The organism is Colwellia sp. MB3u-4 (genome assembly GCF_014077065.1).
GTDB lineage: Bacteria > Pseudomonadota > Gammaproteobacteria > Enterobacterales > Alteromonadaceae > Cognaticolwellia.
Genome location: NZ_JACGVE010000079.1, coordinates 543,496 through 567,883, shown reverse-complemented (window position 1 = coordinate 567,883; position 24,388 = coordinate 543,496). Strand labels below are relative to the sequence as shown.

Annotated in this window: 18 protein-coding genes and 5 tRNA genes; 10 read left to right on the top strand and 13 right to left on the bottom strand. The window is 39.7% G+C overall.

From position 1 onward, the window contains the following. Positions 1 to 36: 36 nt before the first annotated feature. Positions 37 to 2,625 carry an ABC transporter permease gene (locus H4J61_RS11885; protein WP_259363277.1) on the bottom strand — a complete coding sequence of 863 codons (2,589 nt, stop codon included), beginning with the start codon at positions 2,623 to 2,625 and terminating at the stop codon, positions 37 to 39. Positions 2,626 to 2,627: 2 nt separating this feature from the next. Next, positions 2,628 to 3,425 (bottom strand): ABC transporter ATP-binding protein, encoded by a 798-nt coding sequence (locus H4J61_RS11880; RefSeq protein ID WP_182185176.1) that lies wholly within the window; start codon positions 3,423 to 3,425, stop codon positions 2,628 to 2,630. Between H4J61_RS11880 and H4J61_RS11875 the strand changes: the two genes are divergently transcribed. Then, the gene (locus tag H4J61_RS11875) at positions 3,424 to 4,098 is read left to right on the top strand and encodes an arylesterase (protein ID WP_182185175.1); all 675 of its coding nucleotides are present in this window, start codon (positions 3,424 to 3,426) and stop codon (positions 4,096 to 4,098) included. The two genes, H4J61_RS11880 and H4J61_RS11875, sit on opposite strands and share 2 nt — an antisense overlap. Before the next feature lie 6 nt (positions 4,099 to 4,104). Beyond that, positions 4,105 to 5,685, top strand: coding sequence for a cation:proton antiporter family protein (locus H4J61_RS11870; protein ID WP_182136294.1), 1,581 nt, complete (start codon positions 4,105 to 4,107; stop codon positions 5,683 to 5,685). Between the two features lie 741 nt (positions 5,686 to 6,426). Here the strand turns inward: H4J61_RS11870 and H4J61_RS11865 are convergent. The 5 genes from H4J61_RS11865 to H4J61_RS11845 all read right to left on the bottom strand — a co-directional run bounded on the left by H4J61_RS11865 (position 6,427) and on the right by H4J61_RS11845 (position 7,311). Continuing rightward, positions 6,427 to 6,502, bottom strand: a tRNA-Glu gene (locus tag H4J61_RS11865). Between the two features lie 92 nt (positions 6,503 to 6,594). Further along, a tRNA-Glu gene (locus tag H4J61_RS11860) sits at positions 6,595 to 6,670 on the bottom strand. Between the two features lie 137 nt (positions 6,671 to 6,807). Beyond that, positions 6,808 to 6,883, bottom strand: a tRNA-Glu gene (locus tag H4J61_RS11855). 146 nt (positions 6,884 to 7,029) lie between these two features. Beyond that, positions 7,030 to 7,105, bottom strand: a tRNA-Glu gene (locus tag H4J61_RS11850). A 130-nt stretch (positions 7,106 to 7,235) separates the two neighbouring features. Further along, a tRNA-Ala gene (locus H4J61_RS11845) sits at positions 7,236 to 7,311 on the bottom strand. A 398-nt stretch (positions 7,312 to 7,709) separates the two neighbouring features. Here H4J61_RS11845 and yvcK point away from each other — a divergent pair. After that, a complete protein-coding gene (gene yvcK, locus H4J61_RS11840) occupies positions 7,710 to 8,639 on the top strand; it encodes a uridine diphosphate-N-acetylglucosamine-binding protein YvcK (RefSeq protein WP_182185174.1) in 930 nt (309 codons plus the stop codon). 144 nt (positions 8,640 to 8,783) lie between these two features. Here the strand turns inward: yvcK and dcd are convergent, their stop codons facing one another. Further along, complete coding sequence (gene dcd / locus H4J61_RS11835; protein WP_182136292.1) at positions 8,784 to 9,377, bottom strand: dCTP deaminase; 594 nt, start codon at positions 9,375 to 9,377, stop codon at positions 8,784 to 8,786. Positions 9,378 to 9,516: 139 nt separating this feature from the next. Next, positions 9,517 to 10,608: an iron-sulfur cluster carrier protein ApbC gene (gene apbC / locus H4J61_RS11830; RefSeq protein ID WP_182185173.1), complete on the bottom strand. Its 1,092-nt coding sequence runs from the start codon at positions 10,606 to 10,608 to the stop codon at positions 9,517 to 9,519. A gap of 120 nt (positions 10,609 to 10,728) precedes the next feature. On the opposite strand from apbC, the gene metG reads away from it, so the two are divergent. The 5 genes from metG to H4J61_RS11805 all read left to right on the top strand — a co-directional run bounded on the left by metG (position 10,729) and on the right by H4J61_RS11805 (position 17,501). Then, on the top strand, positions 10,729 to 12,849 hold the full coding sequence (gene metG / locus H4J61_RS11825) for a methionine--tRNA ligase (RefSeq protein WP_182185172.1): 2,121 nt from the start codon (positions 10,729 to 10,731) through the stop codon (positions 12,847 to 12,849). 235 nt (positions 12,850 to 13,084) lie between these two features. Further along, complete coding sequence (locus H4J61_RS11820; protein WP_182185171.1) at positions 13,085 to 15,208, top strand: cation:dicarboxylate symporter family transporter; 2,124 nt, start codon at positions 13,085 to 13,087, stop codon at positions 15,206 to 15,208. 58 nt (positions 15,209 to 15,266) lie between these two features. Then, positions 15,267 to 15,695 (top strand): Rcs stress response system protein RcsF, encoded by a 429-nt coding sequence (rcsF, locus tag H4J61_RS11815; protein ID WP_182185170.1) that lies wholly within the window; start codon positions 15,267 to 15,269, stop codon positions 15,693 to 15,695. Then, on the top strand, positions 15,692 to 16,444 hold the full coding sequence (gene tsaA, locus H4J61_RS11810; RefSeq protein WP_182185169.1) for a tRNA (N6-threonylcarbamoyladenosine(37)-N6)-methyltransferase TrmO: 753 nt from the start codon (positions 15,692 to 15,694) through the stop codon (positions 16,442 to 16,444). Before rcsF ends, tsaA begins: the two co-directional genes overlap by 4 nt. 148 nt (positions 16,445 to 16,592) lie before the next feature. After that, on the top strand, positions 16,593 to 17,501 hold the full coding sequence (locus tag H4J61_RS11805; RefSeq protein WP_259363275.1) for a DMT family transporter: 909 nt from the start codon (positions 16,593 to 16,595) through the stop codon (positions 17,499 to 17,501). Between the two features lie 64 nt (positions 17,502 to 17,565). On the opposite strand, the gene H4J61_RS11800 is transcribed toward H4J61_RS11805, so the two are convergent. Together H4J61_RS11800 and H4J61_RS11795 are read right to left on the bottom strand one after the other, a co-directional pair. Then, positions 17,566 to 18,870 (bottom strand): amidohydrolase family protein, encoded by a 1,305-nt coding sequence (locus tag H4J61_RS11800; protein ID WP_182185168.1) that lies wholly within the window; start codon positions 18,868 to 18,870, stop codon positions 17,566 to 17,568. A gap of 364 nt (positions 18,871 to 19,234) precedes the next feature. Next, entirely contained in the window at positions 19,235 to 19,729 is a 495-nt protein-coding gene (locus tag H4J61_RS11795; RefSeq protein ID WP_182185167.1) for a peptidylprolyl isomerase, read from the bottom strand. Positions 19,730 to 20,491: 762 nt separating this feature from the next. Between H4J61_RS11795 and H4J61_RS11790 the strand changes: the two genes are divergently transcribed. Both H4J61_RS11790 and H4J61_RS11785 read left to right on the top strand, forming a co-directional pair. After that, a complete protein-coding gene (locus H4J61_RS11790) occupies positions 20,492 to 21,454 on the top strand; it encodes a sensor domain-containing diguanylate cyclase (protein ID WP_182185166.1) in 963 nt (320 codons plus the stop codon). A 420-nt stretch (positions 21,455 to 21,874) separates the two neighbouring features. Further along, entirely contained in the window at positions 21,875 to 22,639 is a 765-nt protein-coding gene (locus H4J61_RS11785) for an MBL fold metallo-hydrolase (protein ID WP_182185165.1), read from the top strand. Between the two features lie 13 nt (positions 22,640 to 22,652). On the opposite strand, the gene H4J61_RS11780 is transcribed toward H4J61_RS11785, so the two are convergent. Both H4J61_RS11780 and H4J61_RS11775 read right to left on the bottom strand, forming a co-directional pair. Further along, positions 22,653 to 22,820: a hypothetical protein gene (locus H4J61_RS11780; protein ID WP_182136282.1), complete on the bottom strand. Its 168-nt coding sequence runs from the start codon at positions 22,818 to 22,820 to the stop codon at positions 22,653 to 22,655. Between the two features lie 475 nt (positions 22,821 to 23,295). Beyond that, the gene (locus H4J61_RS11775; RefSeq protein WP_182185164.1) at positions 23,296 to 24,306 is read right to left on the bottom strand and encodes an alpha/beta hydrolase; all 1,011 of its coding nucleotides are present in this window, start codon (positions 24,304 to 24,306) and stop codon (positions 23,296 to 23,298) included. Positions 24,307 to 24,388 lie beyond the last annotated feature (82 nt).

Below are 24,388 nucleotides of genomic sequence, written 5' to 3'. Positions count from 1 at the left end.
TGTTAAAAGCGATATAGTTTTTATAAAGCGAGAAAGTTACATAGTTCGTCGGATTAAGGTAACACTCGACAATTTAAGTAAACGCCAACAACTGAGCATACCAATTAAGCCCACAAAGAATGCGCCCGCGCCAATACCCACTAACCAATATTGAAAGTGAAAACTGCCTGACATATTAAATACTTGGCTTTGCAAAATATAAACGGCTATTTCCATACCAACACTTGCCATGAGTCCGGCAATAGCGCCTAGTGCTACGAACTCATATAACACGCTATTACGCAGTAAGCTGCCTTTAGCGCCCAATGTTCTCAATATCGCTAGTTCGCGCTCTCTTTCTTCCATGCTGGCTTGTACTTGCGCTATTAACACTAAGCTACCGGCAAGTACCACTAAAATGAGGATCAGTTGAATCGCCACCGTCACTTGCTCAATAATACCATTGAGCTGCGCCATGATGGCAGCAAAGTCCATTACCGTAATCGTGGGAAAGTTGGCCAAAAAGCGATAAACCAAGTCTCGGTTATCATCTGATATTGACCAAGCGGAAATTGATGTCGTCGGAAATTGCTCAAGTACACTTTGGTTAAAAACCATAATGAAGTTTAACTGCCGACTTTGCCAATTTACTTGACGAATGCTAGTCACAGGCACGGTAAACTCATCCGAGCCGAGTGTGAAGGTTAGCTCATCACCTAATTTAACCGCCAAACGTTCTGCTATATTGCTTTCAATGGACACTTGAGGTGTTTCGTCGCCAACCTGCCACCACTGCCCCGCAATAATTTCATTTTCATCCGGTAACTCAGTACGCCAGGTTAAACCCAGTTCACGGCCCATACCTTGCCGACTTTTTTGCTGCTTGGTTTTCTTAGCTTGTTGTTTTTCTGTGCCATCAGTTTTTTCAGCGTTTTGCACTTGACTGTCATCATCATTATCATCTTTATCGACGGTCTTTACACCGTTTATTGCTGATAAACGACCACGGTAGATATGATAGAAACCTTGATTGGCAATATTATTTTCTTCAACAAAGTTTTTTAAAGGCTGAATTTGATCTTGAGTGATATTGATCAGGTAATGATTGGGCGTATCATCAGGAAACTGTTGCTCCCATTCTGATAATATTGAGCTTTTCATTACTGTGATCAATAACAACAACATTATAGCGATAGTAAAACTGACCAGTTGCACGCTGTTTTCACTAGCTCGGCGTTTTAAGTTCGCTAAGGCCAAATGCCAAGACTTTCCCGCTTTAGTACCGACACTGCGGCCTGCGCTCATTAAGCCACGGCCAAACAACAACAAGATAAAAGAGACAACCACACCGCCGAATAACAACGCAGCGCTCATCACTAAGTCTTGACTGAAAATAAACAGTAATAAAAATAACGCCAATAAAGGTGGTAATTGATGCCATCCAAAGCGCGCGACTTTTTCTTGGCTAAAACCACGAATAACATTTAAGGGTGAGCTTTTTACTAAGGTCATAATCGGATGAATTGCAAAAGCAATGGCACATAATAAACCGGTAAATATCGCCGTTAAAAACGGTACAAAAGTCAGTGGTGCATCAGCTAATGATAAATAACTCGCAATGGCATTAGCACCCAGTAGCAGCAAACCATAACCCACCACTAATCCTGCTGCGATACTTAAACAACTCAATAAGCTCCAATGCAGACAATAAAGTTTTCTCACATGCGAAATTGACGCACCTAGGGCTTTAAATATTGACACGTTAGGCTGATGACGTTGACCATAACGACGACTGGCCACCGCCACCGCAACAGCAGCTAATACAATGCCTAACATACTTGCTAGCGAAAGAAACTTCTCTGCGGTGTCTAATATTCTTGATAAACGATTTTGTGCGGCTTTTGCATCATACCAACGTTGTGATTCATTGATTTGTGGTTTAATCCATTTTTCAAAGCTTTCAATAGCATCGGTTTCACCGGCAAATAAGTACTTATAGGTAATACGACTGCCTGGCTGAATAAGCTCGGTTTTGGGCATATCGGCAATATTTAAAATAACCGTTGGCCCGGCAATAAAGGCGCGGTATGAACGGTCAGGAATATCAGTAACAATACCGGCAATAATGAGCGGCGCAACACCTATCTCAATCACCTCGCCAATCTTAACATTCAAGCGACTTAACACACTGGGCTCAACCCAAACCGTGCCTAGTTTAGGGGCATTGGCAACAACACTCGCGATTTGCGTCAGCGACGTTTTAATTCTAAGTTCACCGCGCAAAGGGTAAGTATCAGATACCGCATCGAGTTCACTGAGTAACATATTGTCACCCGCAAACGCCATCGACTCAGTTTCAATTTTCCGGGCATATTCTAGTGCTAATGTCTGACTTTTCTCTATGATGCTAGTGTCAACTTCTGACGACATACGCAGGACACGATCAGCGCCTATGGTATTGGTGCTATTGGCCACTATGGCATACTTAATTTGGCCAGAAAATCCGGTCAATGAAAATACCGTCGCAACGGCAAGCGCAATAGCGATAAATATAATGGTCAGTTCACCACGGCGAAGCTCATGATGTAATAAGCGTAGTGATTGAGTAAACCACATGCTTGATGCTTTTTCTTTAACAATACTCATGGTTAACCTACTTGTGAAACTGAAGTTTTGCTTGCAAGATCATCATGGCTTGTGGTTTGACTATCAGCCTGATTTTTAGCATGGTTTTCATCTGTGTTTGCTAATGTGGCTTCAGTCAAGGGTTCAGTTAAAGCACCGCTGTCCATTTCAACTTGGCGCTGGCACCTTGCCGCTAATTTAGCATCGTGGGTCACCAACACTAAGGTGGTACCCTCTTTAACATTCAAATCGAATATTAAATCAATAATATGTTGACCCGTCTTGCTGTCTAGATTGCCCGTGGGTTCATCAGCGAATAAAATATCTGGCTTAGCAATAAATGCCCGCGCAATAGCTACCCGCTGTTGTTCACCGCCAGAGAGCTGAGAAGGGTAATGTTCCAGTCTGTCAGCCAAACCTACTTGCGCCAGTAAAGCTTCGCCACGCGCTTGCGCATCGGGCATATTGGCTAACTCGGCTGGCAACATCACATTTTCAAGCGCAGTTAAGCTGTTAATTAATAAAAATTGTTGAAAAATAAATCCCACATGCTGCGCACGAACTTGGCTGCGCTGCTCTTCATTATACTGGTGTAAAGGCTGGTTTTTAAGATACACTTGTCCGGAACTTGGTAAATCTAAACCCGCTAAAATCGATAATAATGTCGTTTTACCTGAGCCAGACGAACCGACAATGGCAATTGATTCGCCCGCAGCAACAGTTAAATTAAGTGGTTGAAGCAAAACTAGCGTTTTATCTTCAACTTGCACTGATTTAGTTAGGTCTTTAACGCTTAGAATACTCTCGGAATTTACATGCATGAAAAATTATCCACTTTTTATATTATTTATTAGCTTATTTTTTATCTCTACAGCAAATACTGCTGCACAAAACAAACAGGTCAATACGCTTGATAACAGCATTAGTATCACACCAACCCGCAATATTTTACTATTAGGTGATAGTATCAGTGCAAGTTATGGGATGAAACCCACACAAGGCTGGGTGCACTTACTTAATCAAAAACTTACCGAACAAAAACAAGCTTACACAATAATAAATGCCAGTGTTAGTGGTGAAACGACGAGTGGTGGTTTATCTCGGCTAGCAGGCATTTTGGCGAATGAAAAAATTGACTTGTTGCTAATTGAATTAGGCGGAAATGATGGTTTACGTGGTTATTCACCTAAAATCATTAAAAATAATTTGTTACAAATGGTCAAGTTAGCGCAAGATAAAAACATAAAAGTTTCAATGATTAAGATAAAAATAACGCCAAATTATGGCCCAAGATACAATGAAATGTTTGAGCAAGTTTTTGAAGATGTCGCCAATGCTAGCAATATCACCTTACTGCCCTTTTTTATGGAAGTCGTTGCCACCGATAAAGCACTTATGCAAGCAGACGGTATTCACCCTAACGCGCAAGCACAGCCAATAATCGCTGACTATGTTGAACAACAACTTAATGAAATAATGACACTGGAGCCTTAATTTAACATGGAATTTATTTGGATCGGTTTTGCTTTTATTTGTGGTTTATTAACCAAATTAGTGGCTCTACCACCCTCAATCGGCTATTTAGCGGCCGGATTTATCTTACTCTTTTTAGGCTATGAAGCCGATGGCATGGTCAACGTATTAGCTGATATTGGCATCACCTTGATGCTATTTACCATTGGCCTGAAACTCAATATAAAAGACTTACTCAAGCCAGAAGTTTGGCTTGGCAGCTTAAGCCACAGTGTTTTATGGTTATTGATTGGACTCGTACTGTTAAAAACCATCGCCCTTATTACTCTTCCTTTTGTTAGTGGCTTAAGTCTCACTACATCAGCACTAATCGTATTTTCATTAAGCTTTAGTAGTACGGTATGCGTTGTTAAACTTATGCAAGAGCACGGTGAAATGCGCGCCCGCCATGGGAAACTGGCGATTGGCATATTGGTGATGCAAGACGTCATTGCGGTGATATTTCTTGTCGTCGCCACCGGTGAACTACCAAGCCCTTGGGCGGGCTTGTTACTGCTTTTAATACCATTAAAACCCTATATTAACAAAGTCATTAGTAAGGCAGGCCATGGCGAACTAATTCCATTAATGGGCTTTTTTATCGCTTTCGGTGCTTATGAGTTATTTGAATTAGTTCAAATCAAGGGCGACTTAGGTGCGCTTTTAGCGGGTATGTATTTAGCTTCTCATAGCAAAGCCAGTGAAATAAATAAGTCATTACTGAGTTTTAAAGATTTATTCTTGATTGGTTTTTTCTTATCTATTGGTTTTACTGCCCTGCCCACACTAGAGATGCTTGCTATAGCGTCAGTATTAACCTTGTTACTACCCGTTAAATTTCTGCTGTTTTTCTTTATTTTAGTCAAACTTAATCTCCGTGGTAGAACCGCATTTTTATCGGCGTTAGCGTTAAGTAATTATAGTGAATTTGGTCTTATTATTGCCGCACTTAGCACTGAAGCAGGCTGGCTATCTTCCGAGTGGCTAGTGATATTGTCATTAGCGGTGGCATTATCCTTTATTATTACTAATGTACTTTATAACTTTGCCCATGATTACTTTGCCAATAATAAAGAAAAATTTAAGCGCTTTGAAAGTAAAAAGCCTTTAGTCGAAGATGATTTTGTTCAGCCTTGCGAAGCACCCATTGCGATTATTGGCATGGGCCGTGTTGGTATCGGCGCTTATAGAGCCTTGAGTGCTCAGATAGACGATCAAGTTTGGGGCTTAGACACAGATAAAGACAAAGTAAAATGGTTAAATGAAAACGGTATTCACACCTATCTGGGTGATGCTGAAGATGCTGACTTTTGGGAAAAAATTGATCTGAGTAAGATTGAACTAACACTTTTAGCACTTCCTTCTGTGCAAGACATTAAGAATATAACCGCGCAAATAAGGCGCACTAATTATCAGGGCAAGATCGCCGCTATTGCGCGTTATGATGATGAACTGATTACCCTTGAAAGCTTTGGCGTAGACAAAGTGTTTAACTTTTATAACGAGGCTGGTGTAGGTTTTGCTGAAGAAAGCTTGAGTTTAATTAACAAGCGGAATCGAACTCAATAGGCGAGCTATAAGGAATTAACCCCTTAGGTCGCATACCCAATAATTAACCTTGTTGATTAAAACTCAACAAGGTTAATTATTCAAATTCAAGGAGTGTATTGCTCCTTACGTCCCCGTTCATAGCCACCTCGGTAACTCCTACTACATTTTACTCTATATGACTCAGATGCTTGTAAGAACATGGTTCCACGGCATTGGTAAAGCCTTTAACGTCGACGCAGGTACTTATGTTTAGTCGGCAACCATAAACATGTGCAATCAATCCCAATAACGTTTCTACTTCTCCTGCAGCCCTTCTTCTTTTTTTCCTGCCCTAAATTATTTTATTATTTTTTATAGGGAGGAGTGAATGAGAAAGGAACGAGTAGAGTCGTAAAAAATTTAAGCGCAACAGATCAGCTGATATTTTATTTCTCCTGCTGTTCTCCTTCTTTTCTCCCTGTGAATTATTTTATTATTTTTTAAGGGGAGGAATGAATGACAAAGGAATGTGTAGAGGCTTAAAAATATTTAGATCTGCTGCATTCCTACCAAGTGGGTCAATGATTTGATTCAATGGCTATGAATTCAATGAGAATAAACACTGGAAATTTAACCTCATAATGTGAGCACCAGCCATTTGATATTGGGTATTGGATATTGGATAGTTAATAAATTTTAGGCATAAAAAAACCGACATAAGTCGGTTTTTTTACTTCACTTTTAAACACTGTTTATTTTGACTAAAAGTAAAATAATAAGTGGCATCCCTAAGGGGATTCGAACCCCTGTTACCGCCGTGAAAGGGCGGTGTCCTAGGCCTCTAGACGATAAGGACACTAAAAATTATGATAACCGTTCGATAACGATTTCATGTTTTGTAGTTGATTGTTAAATATTATAAATACATTTACCAATCTAAGTTAATGGTGGCATCCCTAAGGGGATTCGAACCCCTGTTACCGCCGTGAAAGGGCGGTGTCCTAGGCCTCTAGACGATAGGGACACATAAATACCAATAGAACACTTAAATATAATGTTACTGTATAAAGCTCTAGCCTAGTGAACTTATAGTAACGCTACATATTCTATAGTATGTGTCAAAAAAACACTTACCAATAAACTTGTCTAACTAAAAATGAGTGGCATCCCTAAGGGGATTCGAACCCCTGTTACCGCCGTGAAAGGGCGGTGTCCTAGGCCTCTAGACGATAAGGACACATTGTAAACTCGAAACACTTAGTATAATAAAATCGTAAAAAGCTCTAGCCTAGTGAACTTATGATTTATATTATATATTTCTTGTTTGTGTAGTAAAACACAACTCATTTTCTTTTTTACTTCCGTAGAAGTCTTCCGAAGAAGTGGCATCCCTAAGGGGATTCGAACCCCTGTTACCGCCGTGAAAGGGCGGTGTCCTAGGCCTCTAGACGATAAGGACACTAAAACGATAAAACAAAATATAAACTATTTTGCTTCTGTAGTCCGACAACCTCGCGGTATATCCAACTACTTTATCTTTTTAACTATTTTTCATTTACGTTATCAGCACAAATGAATAATAATATTATTGGTGGAGCTATGCGGGATCGAACCGCAGACCTCTTCACTGCCAGCGAAGCGCTCTCCCAGCTGAGCTATAGCCCCACATCGAAATAAAATAAGTGGCCTAATACTTACCCTAATTCTTCTCTCAATAAGTAATCAAGTTACTCGTTGAAAGCGAGGCGCATTCTAAGCAGCGACCAAGATACTGTCAACCCTTATTTTAGATATTAGGTCATTTTTTTAAAAGATTTTATCTAACTGATTATTTATAATACAAGTTGACTAAATTTTGTCTTATCAACTATTTAAAAGCCCGATATTTTATATAATTCACGGGGGTTGAAATAACAGCGTTGTTGTTACTGATAATTTCTGCTAAAAACAGGCTAAAAATAGGGGGGTATCTAGCTAAAAGCGTTATAAACTATAGCGAGTTGCTTTATTTATAGTAAATAAAGCGTTATTGTTCATCATCAATTAAAAAAAATAATAGTTATATGCAGCTAAAAGAACTCAATGTTGTTGCGATTGGCGGTGGCCACGGTTTAGGGCGTGTACTTTCTACCCTGTCCTTTTTAGGAAATCAACTCACCGGTATCGTTACCACCACAGATAATGGTGGCTCTACTGGCCGTTTAAGAAAACGCAGTAGCTCAATCGCTTGGGGCGACTTACGCAATTGTCTTACTCAGCTAGTTGATGAAAAATCGGTCGGCAGCCAATTGTTCGATTTTCGCTTCAACGGTAATGATGAACTCGGTGGCCATAACCTCGGTAACTTAATTCTTTATGGTCTAGGAGAAATACACTCACGCCCGCTTGATTCTATTAAACTTGTTCGACGGTTATTAAGAGTTAAAACCCCCGTATTGCCTATGTCTGAAACCCCAACAGATTTAATGGCCTTTTATTCAAAAGGCCGCTGTCGTATCGGTGAAGTATCAGTTGATAATATGTCAGAGATGCCAAAAAGTTTAATGTTAGCGCCGTTAGTTAAAACCTTGCCCACTTGTGTAGAGGCCATATTAAATGCCGATTTGGTTATTTTAGGACCTGGCAGTTTTTTGACCAGTGTTATACCACCGTTACTCGTGCGTGATATTAGTAATGCATTAAACCAAACCAATGCTCATCGCGTGTTCATTGATAATATCGTCGCTGAAAATAGCCCTGCTGCTGCGTTGTCATTAGATGAAAAATTAGCTTGGATTGAAGAAAACGTCGGTTGTCTGCCAATTGATAGTGCGATATGTCACGATGCTAGCATCACATCGACACGTATAGATGTTTATCATCATGAACTCAGTAGTGACACCGTTAGTCACTTTCATAGCCGTGATAAGTTAATTTCGGCATTAAATTTTTGTATTTCAAAAGCAAGTAACCGCGCTGAAACAATGCAGAAATCCCTAGTTAATGCGAGCTAACGATTATTTTTCCACAGTTCAGCCGTTAGCGTAAGTCGAAATAAAATTTTAAAAGATTAAATGCGAATAATTAAAACCAAAAAGCCAACGATTATCTCGTTGGCTTTTTGTTAGCATTAATGTTTTAAAGTTTTAAATTTTTTGCTAATTATGACTCTCATCTTGACTAATGCGGCTGGCAACAGCGCCAATTTGATCTTTATATTTTGCATCCTCACGTTTGTTATAAGGACGTTCGGCACTTGACGACATGGTTTCAAAGTTAAGCGCTGCAATTTTCATTTTTGGGCGCAATGCCAAAGGTAATTTGCCGCTGTTATAAAACTCCAACACTATTTGACCTGACCAACCGGGATCAATTCGATGAGCGGTAACATGCACCATAAGGCCTAAACGTGCCAATGATGAACGACCATCTAACCAGCCAACGATATTGTCTGGTAAGGTTACTGACTCATAAGTAACCGCCAATGCTAACTCTCCCGGATGCAGAAAAAAAGCTTCGCCGTCTGGAATATAAATTTCCTCGCTCATCACCGCATTCATCGCTTTTTGCATTTCGTCTTTTGGGCCGCTTAAGTCGATATAAGGCGCCGTGTGATCTTGAAAGACGCGAAATTCATTGCCTAAGCGAATATCAACACTGACCCCAGAAATCATACTGCTATCTGGCGCTGGCGAAATCCCGATCTGTCCTTTGCGAAGGCTTTCTTCTATATCTTTGTCACTTAATCTCATGATTATTCTTCTTAAACTCAGTTGTTATACCCATTAAGTTAATCAATTCAGCGCGTAGCGAGAACAATTTTAATTGGTATTATGTCGACAAAAAGAACGTTGTATTCTTTTTGTATCTTAAAATGATCTTGCTTTTACTTTATTCAACGAACACTTTCGCGGTTGTTGGGCTGCGCATATCGAGTTGATAGTATAATTGCGCAGCAACTTTGCGCGCTATACTACGATACAGCAGCGCTACTTCTCCAGTGCTATTTTCATTTATTGCACAACTACCGCTATCAGCGTCTTCTCGAATACGAATGTCGAGGGGTAGTTGCCCGAGTAATTGTGTTTTTGCCTCATTAGCGATGCGCTTGCCACCACCATCACCAAATAAGTGCGACTGATGACCACAGTTTTCACACTGGTGATAACTCATGTTTTCAATAATACCCAGTACAGGCAGCTTTACTTGCTCAAACATCGCCATACCTTTAATGGCATCAGCTAAGGCAATATCTTGCGGCGTAGTGATCACCACAGCGCATGCTACTGGTACTTGCTGCGCTAAGGTTAATTGAATGTCACCCGTGCCCGGAGGCATATCAACAATCAGATAATCCAAATCAGGCCAGTCAGTTTCATTGAGTAATTGCGAAAAAGCTCGACTCGCCATTGGGCCTCGCCACACGGTAGCGTTGGCATCATCCACTAAAAAGCCGATTGACATAGCACTTAACCCATTTGCCTCAAGTGGCGTGATCAATTTACCGTCATTTGAACTGGGCTTTGCGCCCTTTAAACCCAACATGGTAGGTACCGAGGGACCGTAAATGTCTGCATCTAAAATACCGACGTTACATCCTTCGGCAATTAACCCATAAGCTAAATTAACCGCGGTGGTTGATTTACCCACACCGCCTTTGCCAGAAGCAACCGCAATGATATTTTTTATACCTTTAATGCTGTGTTCTCTAACCGGCTCAACATGATATTCAACATCAAAATTAACCGGTTGCTGCACTAGTTCTGTCAATTGTTCTGCAATATCATGTAGTTCACCGTCACATGGGAACGGCAGTGACATTTTGATCAGGATAGTTTTTTTAGCCATCACCATAGTGACAGCCTGAGCAATAATAAGGGGGCCTTGAGGGAAAATATCGGAGCGGTAGGCATCAAGAAAAACATTAATAGCCTTTTGGCTTTCAACACTGACTACATTTTTAGAAAAGAAATTTGATAACATAGTTAAAACGCACTTTTTATCTAGCCTTTATAACATAAAGGTGATAATTCTTAATGAAAAGTAACCACAAATTCTGTACCATTCCCTGCATAATTACCACCAATAATATGTAAACTTTATATGTCGTTATCAAAGTCATCTGTGCAATCTGCAGAGAAGCGTAAAATTTTAGTTACTTGTGCCCTCCCTTATGCCAATGGTTCTATTCATTTAGGCCATTTATTAGAACATATTCAAACTGATATTTGGGTTCGTTTCCAGCGTATGCGTGGTCATGAAACTTACTTTGTTTGTGCTGACGATGCTCACGGCACGCCTATCATGTTAAAATCACAAGAGCTTGGTATCACACCTGAAGAGTTAATCGCGGGTGTTCGTGAAGAACATATGGCGGATTTTGCAGATTTTCATATCAGCTATGATAATTATCACTCTACGCACACTGATGAAAACAAAGCCTTTGCTGAAGAAATTTATAACCGTTTACATGCTAATGGTCATATAAAAACGCGTGTTATTTCACAGCTATATGATCCAGAAAAAGGCATGTTCTTACCGGATCGTTTTGTTAAAGGCACTTGCCCTAAATGTAAAAGTGAAGACCAAAACGGTGACAGTTGTGATAACTGTGGTGAAACTTATTCACCTATGGAGGTGTTAAACCCACGTTCAGTAGTTTCTGGCGCAACACCGGTATTACGTGACTCAGAGCATTATTTCTTTGACCTGCCGGCTTTTGGCGACATGTTACAAGCATGGACTCGCAGTGGCGCACTACAAGAAGAAATGGCCAATAAGTTAGCTGAATGGTTTGAACAAGGCTTGAAACAGTGGGATATCAGTCGTGATGCGCCCTACTTTGGCTTTGAAATTCCCAACGCACCGGGTAAATATTTCTACGTCTGGTTAGACGCCCCCATTGGCTATATGGGCAGTTTTAAAAATCTTTGTGATAGAACCGGTATCGACTTTGATGCTTTTTGGCAATTGGACTCAGAAGCTGAGCTTTATCACTTTATCGGTAAAGACATTATTTATTTTCATAGTTTGTTCTGGCCAGCCATGCTTGAAGGCGCTGGCTATAGAAAGCCAACCTCGGTTTATGCCCATGGTTTTGTTACCGTTAACGGTGCAAAAATGTCTAAATCAAAAGGTACCTTTATCAAAGGTCGCACTTATTTAGACCATTTAAACCCTGAATATCTACGTTATTACTACGCCGCAAAACTGACGCACCGTATTGATGATTTAGATTTAAACCTTGAAGATTTTGCCCAAAGAGTCAATTCAGATTTAGTTGGTAAAGTGGTTAATATCGCGTCACGTTGTGCCAGCTTTATTACTAAACGCTTTGACGGCATGCTGTCAGAAAATATTGATAACCCAGCCTTAGCTGACGAAGTCATGGCCGCAGGTGATAGTATTGCTTCACATTACGAGTCACGAGATTTTGCTCGTGGTATGCGTGAAATCATGGCACTGGCTGATAAAGTTAATGAATACATCGCCATTAAAGAACCATGGCAGCTAGTTAAAGACGAAACTAAACAACAAGAAGTGCAAGACATTTGTTCGCTTGGCATTAATATGTTCCGCATCTTGATGATTTACTTAAAGCCAGTACTACCTATTTTAGCTGACAGTACCGCTACATTCTTAAATGACGAACTTATTTGGGCAGGCCATAAAACGCTATTAACTAACCATAAAATCAATAAGTTCAAAGCGTTATTACAACGTGTTGATATGGATAAAGTTAATGCGATGACTGATGCGTCAAAAGACAATTTAGCCGTAACAACTGAAGCCGCTGAGCCGAAAAAAGATAAAAAAGCAGGAAAGAAAAAATCAGCGCCTGAGAAAACACTCACCGGTGAGCCATTAATAGATGATCCTATTTCGCCTGAAATTCAATTTGATGATTTCGCGAAAATAGACTTACGTATTGTAAAAATCGTTAATGCTGAACACGTTGAAAAAGCCGATAAATTACTGCGTTTGACGTTATCTTTAGATAACCAAGAAGGGGGTGAAACACGCCAAGTGTTTGCCGGCATAAAATCCGCCTATCAACCTGAAGATTTAATTGGCAAGCTCACCGTGATGGTGGCTAATTTAGCGCCACGTAAAATGCGCTTTGGCATGTCAGAAGGCATGGTGTTAGCCGCGGGCCCGGGTGGTGAAGACTTGTGGATACTTAATCCAGATGATGGCGCACAAGCAGGCATGCGCGTTAAGTAGTCAGTAAACCGCTACTTTAGGCGTTAATCGCCATTAAATTAACACCACTAATGAAGGCAAACCTTGAACATAGACAAGGGTTTGCCTTTTTAATATCTTGTATCGCATACCCGTTCCACCTCAATATGCAGTTTCAGCGCTTAGTTTGTAAGGGCAAATCTATAGCTTGACGTGGCGCCAGTAACTCCCTTTAACTCTGCAAATTAATCATGCAGCAACATAATTATCAGCCAATATGACAACAGTTAAGCTCAGTAAAATATCTTTATCTAGCCAAATTATATTTGCCATGGTGATAGGGCTCATCATAGGTAGCTTTGGCGTAACCTTATATGCCATGGTAAGCCATCTTGCTGATGCCTTTGTTATGCTCTTGCAAATGACAGCGCTGCCTTATATTGCCTTGTCACTTATGGTTGGTATTGGCGGTTTGTCTGCTAGCAAAGCTAAGTCTGCGCTTAAAAGCAGCGTAATACTGGTCATATTGCTAATCGCACTGATGTTATGCTTTATTTTAATGGCGCCATTATCATTTCCTAATTGGCAAAGTGCTGAATTTTATAGCGCTAATACGATAAAAGTGAGTCAAGAACTTAATCTTGTTGAACTCTTTATTCCGTCTAATCCTTTTAACGCCTTCGCTAATGCCGTGATCCCTTCGGTGGTGTTTTTTAGTGTTTTTATTGGTGTTGGCTTAATGCCAATTAAAAATAAACGCCAAACCCTCGCCGTGCTAGGCAACTTAAAACAGTCGGTCAGTAATATTAGCAACCTAGTGATGCGTTTTGCCCCTGTTGGTGTTTTTTGTATTGGTTGGCGCGCCGCAGCAACGCTTGATGCTTCGCAACTCGATGGCTTAATGATCTATGTTGCTAGTGCCTTAGTACTGGCACTTTTGCTGTGCTTTGTGGTGTTTCCTGCCCTGCTCGCCACTATTACCCCTTTTGGTTATCGTGCCATTTTAAAGGCGTCAAGAGAAGCGATGATCACGGCATTCGCCACCGGCAGTTTTTTTGTTGTTATACCGATCATTGTGGAAAAAACCAAACAGTTAATCGCCTCACAATATCCTGACATTGACAATGTGGATAAAGTCTCTGATGTCATCGTACCTATTAGTTATAGTTTACCGGTTGGCGGTAAACTATTGTCGCTGCTATTTGTTTTGTTTGCCGCATGGTTCTCTGGTGCCTACATCAGCTTTGAAGATTATGTGAAGTTAGTGGTGATGGGTATTCCGCAATTGTTTGGCACTAGTACTTTGGCCATGCAAAATCTTTTAGAGTTATTTAACGTTTCTCATTCAATGTTTGATTTTTTTATTGTTGCTGAAAACTTAGTTGTCGGTCGTTTATCGGCACTACTTTCAGTAATTTTTGCCAGCTGCCTACCTTTACTGGTTGCAACAAGTATGGCTAAGGCTTTTCGTATCAAGAAAAAAGCCTTAATTAGAAATTTAGCCCTTATTCCCCTCTTATCTGTTTTTGCCTTCATCAGCTTAAAGTTTGCTTTTAGCTCAATTAGTTATCAGTACGAAGGCTATGCGAAATTTATAAAACGTGACTTTCTCATGGAAAGCGTTCACAGCATATATTTAGATGATGTCCAGGAAAGTAACGATATTATTCAGCCCTTTGCTGGGGTGCTTACTCGCATAAAACAACGTGGTTTTATCCGCGTGGGTTATTTTCGCGACGATTTGCCTTATTCATTTCATAACAATAACGGCAAACTGGTTGGCTTTGATATTGAAATAATGAACCAGCTCGCCATTGATTTAAATGTTAGCCTTGAATTTGTGAAGGTATTTCGCCATCAGGCAGAATCATTATTAAGCTCAGGTTATCTAGACATCACCACAGGTGTGCCGGTTATTCCAGATAACATGATGAGGTTTACTTTAACCATGCCTTACAGCGAGCAAAGTCTGGCTATTATCGTTAAAGATAAAAGGCGTGCGGAATTTACCCACTGGGATAATATTCTCCAGCGAGATGATCTCATTTTGGGTATTCCTGAAAACTTTTATTATGAAAAAGCCATTGCTAAAACATTCACGCATGGCAAAGCTTGGGAAATATCAACACCGCGGTTATTCTTTAAGCCCGAATTTTCCCATATTGATGCCATGCTTTTTGGTGCAGCAGCATCGTCTGCTTGGACCCTGCTCAAGCCAAGCTATACTGTGGTAGTCCCTAAACCTGAGTTAGCGCCACTTTACATGGCCTTCCCGATTAATAAAAATGATCACAGCTTTGAACTATTTATGCGTAATTGGATCTCAATGAAACAGCAAAATAAAACTATTGATAAACTGTTCAATTATTGGATTAAAGGCGATATGAGTTTAGTGAAATAAGATGTTCAGCTTTGACATCAACATCAACGTCAACATAAATAAATACGGGTTTTAAAAAATGCTTAAAAAACATAGAGCAGCACCAAGGTTACTGAAATACACCTCTAGCATAACCATACTGCTGGTATTATTGAGCGCAGGTTGTGCAAAAATAAATGACATATCAACCAACTTAGACCGAGAGAATTTCAAAAATTATTTTTCCCCGACCACAGTAAAAATAGTGACAAGTGAAAAAGAGTTTACCGGTCACTATAAGTTTCTCGGTTTAGTTGAAGGCGAGTCTTGCCAAGAAAAAGCTTATCATGCGCTGCCAAATGAAATTGATGCCCGTACAGAAGCACGACGCCAAGCCTATAAACTTGAGGCAAATGCCATCATTTTTAGCCAGTGTGTGATGATCGAAACAGATAAAGCCGCAAAATATTGCGTTGCTTCTACTGTTTGCTATGGCCGTGCCTATAAGGTTGAGCAAGATAAAAAATGACTGATAGCGTTAATTTAAATATTATTGGTACTATCGACTCACCTTATAAAGAAAAATTTGCCATCCCTCGACAGCCGGGTATTGTTACCGCGGCTCAAGGGCAGTTGCGCCTAACGGGTTCGGCCAATAATGCTGAATTAGTAAGAGGCTTAGAGCAATTTAGTCATATTTGGTTATTGTTTATTTTTCATGGCACACAAGCCCAAGGATGGAAGCCGCTAGTGCGACCGCCACGTTTAGGCGGTAATAAGAAGCTTGGCGTATTAGCGACTCGCTCAACGTTTAGACCCAACCCTATAGGTATGTCTGTTGTTAAACTTGACCGCATTGAACAACGTTTCTCTGGGCAACAAGGCTCTCAGGTTATTTTGCATATTAGTGAATTAGACTTGCTTGATGGCACCCCGATAGTTGATATAAAACCTTACGTTCCTTATGCAGATATTGTCGAAAATGCTCATGGCGGCTATGCACAAGAACAACCCAGCAGTAATATTGACGTGATATTTTCCAACGCAGCACGCCTTACTTTAGCCGACAACATCGGCCACTACCCAAGACTGCAAAGCCTTATCGAACAAGTATTAAGCCAAGATCCTCGCCCTGCCTATAAAAAAAATAGCCTAGACGACAGAATTTACGGTATGACCTTGTATGATTTTAATATTAATTGGCAGATGACAACCATAGCAACATTGAATGTTATCGCGATCGAAAAAATCATCAGTATGACAAAAAGCATTAAATAACCTCAATGCGATTAACTCGCTTAATTTACAATAGCTGTCCGATTATCGCGACTATCCATTAAGCAACTATTCATTAAAAAACTATTCATTAAGCAACTATGCAAAACTCAATAAAACTCAGTTATAACTTTTTATCTAAGGATAGTCGTTGAAAACATTAAGTACCCTACATCATAAAGCCAGCATTGAACTGCTATTATTAGCCGCTATTTGGGGCGCGTCATTTATGTTTATGCGGGTCGGTTCGCCAGAGTTTGGCCCAATAGTTTTTGCCACATTACGTGCGGGCATAGCGGCTATCTTCTTGATCATCTGCTTAGTTTTATTTAAAGAAACTAAGGCACTGAAAGGACGTTGGCGAGATATCTTTGTAGTTGGGGCCTTAAATACCGCAATACCCTTTACTCTATTTAGTTTTGCCACCTTAACGCTAACAGCGGGGACAGCATCAGTATTAAACGCAACAGCACCCATGTTTAGCGCTATAGTCGCCTACATATGGTTAAAAGATAAGTTAAGCCTAAGTGCCATGTTTGGCTTAGTTATTGGCTTTATTGGGGTGTATTTATTAGTGTCAGATAATTTACATTTCGACATTGAATTTACAGATAAATCAGTCGAAAATAATGCATTATTGCCAACGTTAGCGGCTATGTTAGCCCCACTTTGTTATGGTATTTCCGCTAATTATACTAAAAAAAATCTCAGCACAATAAAACCGTTGGCCTTAGCTGCTGGTAGCCAAATTGCCGCTACCGCAATGTTATTACCCTTGAGTTTATTTTTTATTCCTGAAACATTACCGAGCTCAAATGCCCTGTGGTCAGTGCTTTTGATTGGTGTTATCTGTACTGGCGTCGCCTATATTTTATTCTTTCGACTTATCGCACAACTTGGCCCCGCAAAAGCGATATCAGTAACCTATTTAATTCCTGCCTTTGGTATTCTATGGGGAGCATTATTTTTAGGTGAAACCATCAGCTTAATGATGCTGTTGGGCGGCGGTATTATTTTGCTTGGTGTTGCATTAACTACTGGGGTTCTGCGAAGAAAATAAGGCAATAAAAAGGCTGTTTAACACAGCCTTTTTCATCACTACGTCAATCTAAACGCTATTGAGATTACTTTTGTTTAACTACCTTACCTGCTTTCATCACAAAATCGACATCGAGTAGTTCATTAATATCGTTTAAAGGGCTAGCATGCATAGCAATAATATCGGCCACTTTACCCACTTCTAATGTACCTAAAGTTGCTGATTTGCCAATTAAGTCGGCGCCATTAATGGTCGCAGAAACTAAAATATCTTCTGGAGTCATACCCGCGGCAAACATTAATTGTGCTTCTCGAGCATTATAACCGTGTTTTGAAACGCCGCTGTCTGTACCGTAAGCTATTTTCACACCCGCTTTATATGAACGTTTGAAATTTTTAATCATGTCACCACCCACACGAATAGCTTTAACGCGAATCGCTGGCGACATAAAGTCAGTGGTTTTCGCCATATTAACCACGGTATCTCCCGCCATCAATGTCGGGACTAAATAAGCACCACCTTGTTTAAAGAGTTTAATGCTTTCTTTGTCGGCATAACTACCGTGTTCAATACTGTCAACGCCGGCACGTAATGCCGCGTTAATACCAGCAGCGGCATGTGCATGACTCGCCACTTTACGCCCAAGCGAGTGCGCCGTATCAACCACTTCTTTTAATTCATCATCAGCCATTTGCTGACCCGTGCCGGTATCAGTATCGGATAAAACACCACCGGTAGAAGTAATCTTAATCACATCAGCACCAAACTTAATAGCATGACGAGTCGCTCGTCGACAATCATAAGGGCCATCACAAATAGTTTTTGCGGTATGTAGCGCCATCAAATCAGGCGCCATGCCATCAACATCGCCGTGCCCGCCAGTCACCGCGACACTGCTACCAGCAGCAATGATGGTTGGCCCTGCTATCCAACCACGCTTGACACCATCGCGCAGGGCATAAATTTGTTCAGCACTGCTGCCTAAATCACGTACTGTGGTAAAGCCAGCCATTAAGGTTTTATGAGCAAAATAGGCACTTTTCATTAATATATCTGCATCAGATAAGTTAACTATATCACTGTCGTTATTAGGGCCAAGTTCACCTTGTAAATGCACATGCATATCCATCAGGCCAGCCATGACAAAACTCGATGATAAATCAATTAATTTTGCGTCTTTGGCAAAACGACTTATATCAACAAAGCCAGATTTAAGCTCAGTGACTTTACCATCACTTATCACTAAGGTTTGTTGCTTAAGCGGCGCCTTATTGGCCGTCACTAATAATTCGCCCGCATGAATAACGGTCGTTTGCGCCAATGCTGACTGAGACAAGCTGGTACTGACGAGTAACGCTAGGGTGGTTAATGATGATTTTAATGTAAACATATTCTGGACCTTATTGTTATTTGATGACCTGAAGGTATTCTACAAATTGCACTAAATGGATAACTTACCTTAACAGTATGGCAAAAAAATATAATATGAATTCGATAAACGGAAAGTTTATTCAGTTCAATAACAGCTAAAGAGAAAGCTCGCTGTTCTTTGACATAGACGCATAGGGATGTGCGAGATGTACTGATTCCGTGGAGCCATGAATGGCTAGGAACGGCCATGTGATCTCAGCATACCGTTCGTCCTGAACATCGCTGCTCTTTCACATCCATGTGATCGCAGCATACCGCTCGTCCTGAGCATAAAAAAGCCGACTTAACGTCGGCTTTTTGAAGATATTTTGTTAATTACATCGCTAGTGCTGATGACCGCCAGCGCCATGTGCGTGACCATGCTCAACTTCTTCATCCGTTGCTTCACGTACGTCAGTAACGTCTAAATCAAAGGTCAGTACTTTACCCGCTAGTGGCGGATTAATATCAACGGTAACCATAAATTTACCCGCTTTAACAACAGTCACTTGGCGTTGACCATCGTCAGTGTTAACTACTGCTGTCATGCCCGCTTTCCATTTGGCACTTGGCGAGGCTAAACCTTGCATATGTTTTACCGGCACACGCTGAATAGCGTCTTCTTTACGCTCACCATAAGCGTCTTCTGGCTGTAAGGTTACTGAAAATTTATCACCAGTTTCTTTGCCTGTTAAAGCGTTTTCTACGCCGACTAACATATTTTTGTAACCGTGTAGGTAAGCTAGTGGCTCATTAGCATATGAGTTTTCTATTTCTACACCCGTTTCATCTTTAAGTATGTAGTGAAACTGAACAACGCTTTTATCAGTAATTTTCATTTTATTTCCAAACAAGTATTTAACATTAAACTGCCATCATAAAATGGCAAAAAATTGTGCATGAGTTTTGCCAAAGAGTTTAACAAAATAGTCATACCAATTGAATGAATGAATTGAGCACTGAGCGAAAATTATTTCAATGGCTATATTTTCTGCATTGAAGTTAGATTACCACTCACATTTTATCATTAGGTTAAACCGATGGTAGAAGGGTAATTAAATGGGGATAAATTAATGCCATATTGGGTCTCTAGTGTCATGATAAATTAAAAAAACCTTCATTTTTTCGCTAAAAGTTTAAGGTTTACTGATAGTTAAAAGAAAAAAACCAGCACAAACGACACATATTCAGCATCCTACCAAAGCGGTATTAGCACAATAAAGTGGTGCTAAAATTAAGCAGCAAGGTATCAAAAATGACAAGATAGTTTGAAGTGAACACCACAATAATTGAGGCTGTGGTCCACAAAAAAAGGTTTTTTAGTTATTTTTTCTGGCAGCCTTGTTGGTTAGATTTCTGCATTTATCAAGTTAATCTGATAATTGTAAACTGATAAATGCTTAAACGGATCTATAGTCATCCAAAAATAAAGTATAAGGCTTGTTATGAGTTGGTATAGCTTATGTTAATAATGATGTCATGTAACAAAATAAACGCTCCAAAAATAATTTCAGACTTATAACTCGCTCTTTTTTTGAAAGAAATTGTGTTGATTTACTGATATAGTTCAGAGAGTAAATGTTTAAATTAACTGGATCTCTATGATTAAGCCTCAATTCCCTAAAAATGAAGCCGAGCGATTACATGCGCTGAGAACGTTAAAGATCCTTGATACTTCACACGAAGAGCGATTTGATCGTGTGACTCGCATGGCTAAGCGCATGTTTGGCGTATCCATATCACTGGTCAGTATAGTTGATGAAAACCGTCAATGGTTTAAGTCTAGCCAAGGACTTGACGCTTCAGAAACGTCTCGTGATATCTCATTTTGTGGACATGCTATTAATCAAGATGGATTATTTATCGTTCCAGATACTGCTAAAGATGAACGATTTTTTGATAACCCTCTTGTTACTGGAGCGCCAAACATTCGTTTCTATGCCGGTTATCCTTTAAAGCTTAGGCAAGGCATTAATATCGGTACTTTGTGTATTATTGATACTAAACCTAAAAACCTTGACGAAGAAGATCAGCAGTTACTTCAAGATCTGGGCGCTATGATTGAGCAAGAAATTAAATCTATTCAACTCGCCACGTTAGATGATTTAACCATGATTTCTAACCGACGGGGATTTTTGACTATGGTCGACCATAGTTTAAAAGTATGTCGACGTAATCAAATACCCATGTCATTTATATTCTTTGATTTAAATAAATTTAAGAGTATTAATGATGAATACGGTCACCATGAAGGCGATTTTGTATTAGTCACCTTTGCACAGATAATGCTGAATTCATTCCGTGACTGTGATTTGATCGGACGCTTAGGTGGGGATGAGTTTATTGCTATGCTGAGTGACTCTGATAAAGCCAAGGCTGATCTAGCGTTAGAGCGATTTGCTATCGCTATTGATGAAGCCAATGAGACCTTAAACAAACCCTACAAAATTCAGTACAGTGCAGGTGTAAGAGATTTTCAGCATGACACAGATAGATCGATAGAAGAAATGATCCAAGATGCCGATGCAGCCATGTATGAGCACAAAAAAAGTAAAGTTAGATAGCTCTAAAGCTATAATACAGTCAGAAAATTCAAAAAAAAATGAATAAAACGTCATTTTTTATACCTAAGTTGGCCCTTGAAGGGCTAACTTAAAACACAACAAACACCTTATTTTTGACATGAGTTATCATGACTCAGCTTACCAACTCAGAGCTTTTTGCATAGAACAGCTATGGTGTCTACTCTCTCTATACCCCAATAAAAATCAGAATTTCATATCGACTGTTTAGCTATTTTTTGTGCTTAGGTGAGTATAATACTGCCTAATATAAAAGATTAGGCTCCAGCCATTAAGATGACTAAACGATTCAATACCAGTAATGCAGTAAATAAAGCAACGACTCACTATCTGGTCTAACCTGTTGATACTTCATCAATAACAAGGTAGTTTAATAACAACTAAGTCACCATAGTCACTTTTATGCTCAAATTACACTGCTTAAATGGTTATATTCAAAATATTTATCTCGCCGAGTACCCAGATAAGCTGCTATTGCTTGATGGTTGCTGCCGAGCTGATGTTGATATTTTAGAAGACTTTATCATTAACGAACTTAAACGTTCGATGTCGGATATTGCCTTAATTGTCGTGACGCATATGCACCCAGATCACGCAGGAGCGGCAAAGCTATTACGTAAAAAGTATGGTTGTAAAATAGCGGCAGCTAATGTGCCAGGGCAATGGTATTCAGGCGTTGACGGTAAGTTAATGCACTTAACCGATATGTTATTAACTTTGTGGGTTGCGGGTCGCCAGAAAAAAGCTAAAAAGTTTATCTATTATTCAAGCTCACTGACACCGGATTATTATCTTATTGATCAGGTAGTTTTACCTGGGTTTGAAGACTGGCAAGTGCACTTTACCCAAGGTCATACTGACCGAGATATATCTTTGCATCATCAAATAAGTGATCAAATTTATGTTGCTGATTTAATGGTTAAAGTCAGGGGAAAATTTATTCCACCCTACCCAGTTTTTTACCCTAATCGCTATCATAAATCTCTGATAAAAATTAAAGCCTTGAAAGTTGAATCTATACTTTTAGCGCATGGCGCAAAAGTTCAATTAACTGAACAGCAATGGCAACAGTTGATAGCGCTAGCGCCAACTCAACCTGTTACGCATTGGCGTTCAGTAAAAACAAAACTCAAACGGGTGTTACTAGGTAAGGATAACTCTGGTTAGTAGGTTTGACTTTCTAGCTTTGGTAAATCCAAGCTAAAAATGATTTTGACTCGTTTACGTTGGTAAATGAAATCAGTTTTGTACCGTTTTTATCGGTCACTGCCACATTATTTTTGTTAACAGAAATTGACCGAACGGGTGAGGCGATCGAATAGATCGTACCTTGGTATGTATAAGACATAATAAACTCTTTTAAAGTGCGTTTAAACGCATGAACAAAAGCTATATTATTGTATCGTGGAACTTTTTTATTTGAAAAAATAACTACTTTTTGCGATAAAAAACTCGAAAAATCAGACAATAATTTAAGCTTAATAAATTAAGTGATGACTAACTGTGAAAGGGAAAGGCAAAACGCGATTTTATAAACAATCGGTTAAATAGACTAGATGTGAATAATTAACGCTTAGAATATATCTTTAACAATTAGTAAAGTAAAGCTTTATTTTAACTTTTTATGATTACTTTTATGATTACTTTTATGATTACTTTTTATAGTCCCCTAGTTTACCTCGCACAACTGGGAAAGACCTTAAGAGGATCGCTTAAGGTAATAACTTAAGCGGCTACTTGAACAGATAACACCCAGACACTAGATAGCCCTTCATAACAAAAGTCGCTTAGCGCTCAATAACTCTAGCCCACTAAACCGACAGTTAGTCATTAAATTTGTTTAATGCCATCGCCAAGTTATGCGTGGCTTTCATGGCGCGAGTACTTAACTTAGTGACGGAAATAAAACCGTGCATGCAGTCATCATAATGTTCGTGATAGGTTTTTATACCTGCAGCGTTTAGTCGTTCTGCATAAGCAATACCGTCATCCCTGAGCGGATCATATCCTAGGGTTAATATATAACTTACTGGTGACTCGCTAATATTTTTTGTTTGCAGTGGGCTAACTAATGCCAAATTCACTTCATCTGGTGTATTAACATAATGACTGATAAAGTAATCCATCAAATCGCGGGTTAACATTAAATCTTTATTAAATTTTTGGTAAGAGCCGCTCAAACCTTGCATATCTGCTATCGGGTATATTAAAAACTGAAATGTTGGTTTTACTTTAACCTGCACTGGTAGCTGTGTTTGCAGCGAATGCAATCCGATTATACAGGCAAGATATCCGCCTGCGCTATCGCCGCCAACACCTATGTATTTGGGATTAATATTAAGTGCTTCAGTATGGTCATTAATATAATTCCACGCATCAATGGCATCGCAAATAGGGGTGGGAAATTTATATTCTGGCGATAAGCGGTAATTTACAGAAATAATATTCATCTTGCCATACTTGGCTAAATATCGGCAAAATCGATCATGGCTATTAATGCTACCAATAACGCAGCCACCACCATGAAAATATACTAGGGTTTTTTTAGGCTTTTTGCTTGTTGGATAATAGCGACGAATTTTTATGCTGGTGTTGCCGCTATTATGGGTACTAACCGGGATATTTAAATCGATAACTTGATACATTGCAATTTTTTTAAGACCAAGTAACCGATCTAACAATGAAAATACAACTCTGAATATTTTTGGTGCTAGCTTATGCAGGGCCGGCATGAATGACAGCAGTTTAGCCGCCATTAATTGTTTTTCTTCTAATTGCTTACTCTGTAGTTGTGGGCTTTTCGATGGTATAAATTGCGGGTTGCTATCGTGCATGGTAAAGCGCCTTTTTATGATGGGTTAGCCAAGTTAACCACAAACTTTAATGGCTTAACACTTTATTATTAAGCCATTTATC

Bases quoted from the DNA above. Each gene is read 5' to 3' on its own strand.
- H4J61_RS11820 (WP_182185171.1), top strand. From the start codon at position 13,085: ATGACAACAGTTAAGCTCAGTAAAATATCTTTATCTAGCCAAATTATA.
- H4J61_RS11870 (WP_182136294.1), top strand. From the start codon at position 4,105: ATGGAATTTATTTGGATCGGTTTTGCTTTTATTTGTGGTTTATTAACC.
- H4J61_RS11790 (WP_182185166.1), top strand. From the start codon at position 20,492: ATGATTAAGCCTCAATTCCCTAAAAATGAAGCCGAGCGATTACATGCG.
- H4J61_RS11785 (WP_182185165.1), top strand. From the start codon at position 21,875: ATGCTCAAATTACACTGCTTAAATGGTTATATTCAAAATATTTATCTC.
- H4J61_RS11795 (WP_182185167.1), bottom strand. From the start codon at position 19,729: ATGAAAATTACTGATAAAAGCGTTGTTCAGTTTCACTACATACTTAAA.
- metG (WP_182185172.1), top strand. From the start codon at position 10,729: ATGTCGTTATCAAAGTCATCTGTGCAATCTGCAGAGAAGCGTAAAATT.
- tsaA (WP_182185169.1), top strand. From the start codon at position 15,692: ATGACTGATAGCGTTAATTTAAATATTATTGGTACTATCGACTCACCT.
- H4J61_RS11780 (WP_182136282.1), bottom strand. From the start codon at position 22,820: ATGTCTTATACATACCAAGGTACGATCTATTCGATCGCCTCACCCGTT.
- H4J61_RS11885 (WP_259363277.1), bottom strand. From the start codon at position 2,625: ATGAGTATTGTTAAAGAAAAAGCATCAAGCATGTGGTTTACTCAATCA.
- yvcK (WP_182185174.1), top strand. From the start codon at position 7,710: ATGCAGCTAAAAGAACTCAATGTTGTTGCGATTGGCGGTGGCCACGGT.
- H4J61_RS11875 (WP_182185175.1), top strand. From the start codon at position 3,424: ATGAAAAATTATCCACTTTTTATATTATTTATTAGCTTATTTTTTATC.
- H4J61_RS11880 (WP_182185176.1), bottom strand. From the start codon at position 3,425: ATGCATGTAAATTCCGAGAGTATTCTAAGCGTTAAAGACCTAACTAAA.
- H4J61_RS11775 (WP_182185164.1), bottom strand. From the start codon at position 24,306: ATGCACGATAGCAACCCGCAATTTATACCATCGAAAAGCCCACAACTA.
- H4J61_RS11800 (WP_182185168.1), bottom strand. From the start codon at position 18,870: ATGTTTACATTAAAATCATCATTAACCACCCTAGCGTTACTCGTCAGT.
- dcd (WP_182136292.1), bottom strand. From the start codon at position 9,377: ATGAGATTAAGTGACAAAGATATAGAAGAAAGCCTTCGCAAAGGACAG.
- apbC (WP_182185173.1), bottom strand. From the start codon at position 10,608: ATGTTATCAAATTTCTTTTCTAAAAATGTAGTCAGTGTTGAAAGCCAA.
- rcsF (WP_182185170.1), top strand. From the start codon at position 15,267: ATGCTTAAAAAACATAGAGCAGCACCAAGGTTACTGAAATACACCTCT.